Annotated in this window: 4 protein-coding genes and 1 tRNA gene; 3 read left to right on the plus strand and 2 right to left on the minus strand. The window is 37.8% G+C overall.

Translation table 11 applies throughout. From position 1 onward, the window contains the following. Positions 1-2 precede the first annotated feature (2 nt). A tRNA-Val gene (locus tag CCAND38_RS09750) sits at positions 3-77 on the minus strand. A 77-nt stretch (positions 78-154) separates the two neighbouring features. After that, positions 155-1,342, minus strand: a complete 1,188-nt coding sequence (locus CCAND38_RS09755; protein WP_042345091.1) for a pyridoxal phosphate-dependent aminotransferase — start codon at positions 1,340-1,342, stop codon at positions 155-157. A 111-nt stretch (positions 1,343-1,453) separates the two neighbouring features. On the opposite strand from CCAND38_RS09755, the gene rsmG reads away from it, so the two are divergent. From rsmG to CCAND38_RS09770, 3 genes are all read left to right on the plus strand, one after another. Then, the gene (rsmG, locus tag CCAND38_RS09760) at positions 1,454-2,074 is read left to right on the plus strand and encodes a 16S rRNA (guanine(527)-N(7))-methyltransferase RsmG (RefSeq protein ID WP_042005701.1); all 621 of its coding nucleotides are present in this window, start codon (positions 1,454-1,456) and stop codon (positions 2,072-2,074) included. A 273-nt stretch (positions 2,075-2,347) separates the two neighbouring features. Continuing rightward, the gene (gene yiaA, locus CCAND38_RS09765; RefSeq protein ID WP_042345092.1) at positions 2,348-2,806 is read left to right on the plus strand and encodes an inner membrane protein YiaA; all 459 of its coding nucleotides are present in this window, start codon (positions 2,348-2,350) and stop codon (positions 2,804-2,806) included. Between the two features lie 187 nt (positions 2,807-2,993). Further along, a partial coding sequence (locus CCAND38_RS09770; protein WP_042345093.1) for a cysteine--tRNA ligase occupies positions 2,994-3,852 on the plus strand: 859 nt, incomplete at its 3' end.

Genomic DNA, 3,852 nt, shown 5'->3' on the forward strand with positions numbered 1-3,852 from the left:
AGTGGGTCCTACTGGATTCGAACCAGTGACCCTCTGCTTGTAAGGCAGATGCTCTGAACCAGCTGAGCTAAGAACCCTTAGTGCTTGAATGCGGATGCAAAAGTAGCACTTTTTCTCAAACTACCAAAAAATCATTCAACTTTTTTTGAAAAAATTATTGCAATGATTCTTTAATTCGGCGAATCGCTTCCGTAAGTTCCTGTTCTGAAGCAGCATACGAAATACGAATACAACGTTCATCACCAAAGGCTTCACCCGTTACGGTGGCAACTCCTGCTTCTTCTAACAGGTATAACGAAAAATCAGATGCAGTTTTGATTTCTTTTCCTCGCAATGTCTTACCAAAGAAATACGAAATGTCCGGAAAAACATAAAACGCTCCTTCTGGAACATTCAATTTGAAACCTTCAATTTCGCCGAGCAAACGCAACACCAAATCTCTTCGATTTTTAAACTGATCAATCATGTATTGAATATTGCTCACAGGAGCCTTCAATGCAGCAATTGTAGCTCGTTGAGCAATTGAGTTAGCTCCGCTGGTAATTTGTCCTTGCATTTTCGTACAGGCTTTAGTTATCCATTCTGGAGCTCCTATATATCCTATTCGCCATCCTGTCATAGCATACGCTTTTGACACTCCATTCACGGTGATAGTTCGATCATACATACCTTCAATTTCAGCGAAACTGGTATGTTTACCAACAAAATTGATATATTCGTAAATTTCGTCGGACAAAATAAATATGTTTGGATGTTTTCGCAACACCACAGCCAAAGCCTCCAACTCTTCACGGCTGTACACTGAACCACTTGGATTGCAAGGCGAGTTGAACCACACCATTTTAGTTTTTGGAGTAATCGCTGCCTCTAATTGCTCGGGAGTCATTTTGAAATCATTTTCAATCGTAGTATAAACCTCTACTGGCACTCCTTCCGCAATTTTCACGATGTCCTTGTAGCTTACCCAATAGGGAGCTGGGAAAATCACTTCGTCTCCCGAGTTAATCATAACCAAAGCTACATTGGCTAAACATTGCTTTGCACCCGTAGCTACAGAAATTTGCGAAGGCTTATAAATCAAATTATTATCACGCTTAAATTTTTGACAGATGGCTTCTTTCAAATCAGCATATCCATCTACAGGAGAGTATTTACTGTAATTTTGATGAATGGCTTCGATGGCGGCTTCCTTTATAAAATCAGGAATATTAAAATCAGGCTCTCCCAAACTGAGACCTATAATATCTTTGCCCTGTGCCTTCAGCTCACGCGTTTTAGCAGCCATTGCTAAAGTAGCTGAAGTTTCCATATTGATGATGCGTTCCGATAAAAATTGTTGCATAGAAATAAAATTGTTAATTACTGGCTACAAAAATACTAAAATATTTGGATGTATTAGATTAAAATCGGTCGTTTTTTCATACATTTGCCTCTGAATTTGTTATAAAAGTTTATGGAACATATTCTTACCTACTTTAAAGATTTAACTCTGCAACAGAAAGAACAATTTGCAGCACTAAAATCGGTTTACGAAAGCTGGAATACGAAAATTAATGTCATTTCACGCAAAGACATGGATTCTTTTTATGAACGTCACGTACTGCATTCGTTAGCCATTGCTAAAGTTCAGGTCTTCAATCCCTCTTCTGACATAATGGATGTAGGCACAGGTGGTGGCTTCCCTGGAATTCCATTAGCTATTTTGTTTCCTGAAGTGAATTTTACGCTGGTAGACTCCATTGGAAAGAAAATAAAAGTGGTTAAAGAAGTTGCGAAAGAAATTGGATTAGAGAACGTTACTGCTATAAACTCTCGTGTAGAGCTGATTGATAAAAAATTTGACTTTATCGTAAGTCGAGCCGTGACCCAAATGCCTGAATTTGTAAAATGGATCAAGGGCAAAGTTAAAAAAGATGGCAAACATGAACTTCCAAACGGAATTTTATACCTAAAAGGAGGAGATTTGAGCGAAGAATTAGCTACATTCACAAACGTTCAACTGTACAACATATCCGACTTTTTTACCGAAGATTTTTTTGAAACTAAAAAGGTTGTATATTTGAGAATCAAATAAATCAATAGATTTTGAGCATTTGCCAAAGTGTCATCTGATACAGTAAATCATTCCTTGTGCCATAATTTTGGAAGAGAAATGTTTTTCCTATCAAAAATCACGCTATTTAAATTCACTATCAAAACGAAAAAAATAAAAAATAAAATATTAAATTTCAAACGGTTAATGTTTCAATTTATATTTTTAAAAAATTTCACGCCTTGCATTTTACAAAATAAGTTTGTTTAATTTGAGAAAAATTATACATTTGCCGTAATATAAAATGAATTTATTATGAATCAAAAACCTTCAAGTGCCTTCATTGGGGCATCGTGGATTGCATTAGGAATTGGTTTTTTAGGCTATATGATTGGTCTTTGGAGAGCCGAAATGCTTTTAAGTGAAAAGGGCTACTACTTTACGGTACTGATGTACGGACTATTTGCCGTAATTTCAGTACAAAAAAGTGTTCGCGACCGATTGGAAGGTATTCCTGTAACCGATATTTACTACGGAATAAGTTGGTTTTCAACTATTTTATCAATTGTTTTACTAGTTGTAGGGTTATGGAATGCCGACACATTATTGCCAAGCGAAAAAGGATTTTACGCATTTTCGTTTATATTGGCTATTTTTAGTGCAATTGCCGTTCAGAAAAACACTAGGGACAGTAAAAATTTTGACCTAGATTTCTCATCTCATTCCCCAAAGAAAGAGGATGATTTTCACATTAAAAACGAAAGTAATTCCTAACAATAAGAAAACACTTTCGCTAATAGGCGAAAGTGTTTTTTTAAACTTTATTTACGATATAGTTAGTAGCTTTTCTATCTTAAGTTTTTCGTTTTTGACAATCCCAAAAACTGATTTTTCTTAAGGTATCGTACACTTTTGTACCAAACTTCAAAATAGATAAAAAAACGAACAAGAATTTACAAAAATGCAAAAACTTAACATATACAACTCCCTTACGGGCGAAAAAGAAAACTTTGTTCCTTTGAAGGAAGGACACGTCGGGATGTACGTCTGCGGACCTACCGTTTACAGCAACGTACATTTGGGAAATTGCCGAACCTTTATGTCTTTCGACCTAATTTTCAGATACTTGAAACACATCGGATATAAGGTTCGATACGTTAGAAACATCACAGATGCGGGGCATCTTACCGACGATGGCAACGTTGAAAACGACCGCTTCGTAAAACAATCTCGATTGGAAAAACTCGAACCGATGGAAATCGTACAGAAATATACGGTGGATTTCCATAAAGTATTGGAAATGTTCAACAATTTGCCTCCGACTATCGAACCCACTGCTACGGGGCATATTCTCGAACAAATACAACTTACCGAAAAACTCGTCAAAGAGGGTTTTGCATACGAAAGTAATGGTTCGGTGTATTTTGACGTGCAAGAGTACAATCGGCGCGGACTGAATTACGGAGAGCTTTCACGCAGAAATATAGAGGAGCTATTCGCTAACACTCGCGATTTGGACGGACAAGGCGAAAAGAAAAATCCGCAGGACTTCGCCCTCTGGAAGAAAGCCTCACCTGCTCATATTATGCGGTGGGCATCGCCTTGGGGAGATGGTTTTCCGGGCTGGCATTTGGAATGTACCGTAATGAGCACTAAGTACTTAGGTGAAGAGTTTGACATTCACGGAGGCGGAATGGATTTGAAATTCCCACATCACGAATGCGAAATCGCTCAGGGCAAAGCCGGACACGGACACTCACCCGTACGCTATTGGCTACACGCCAATATGCTGACAATGAACGGGCAACGAATGAGCAAAT

Origin of the sequence: Capnocytophaga canis (genome assembly GCF_000827555.1) — a bacterium.
Lineage (GTDB): Bacteria > Bacteroidota > Bacteroidia > Flavobacteriales > Flavobacteriaceae > Capnocytophaga > Capnocytophaga canis.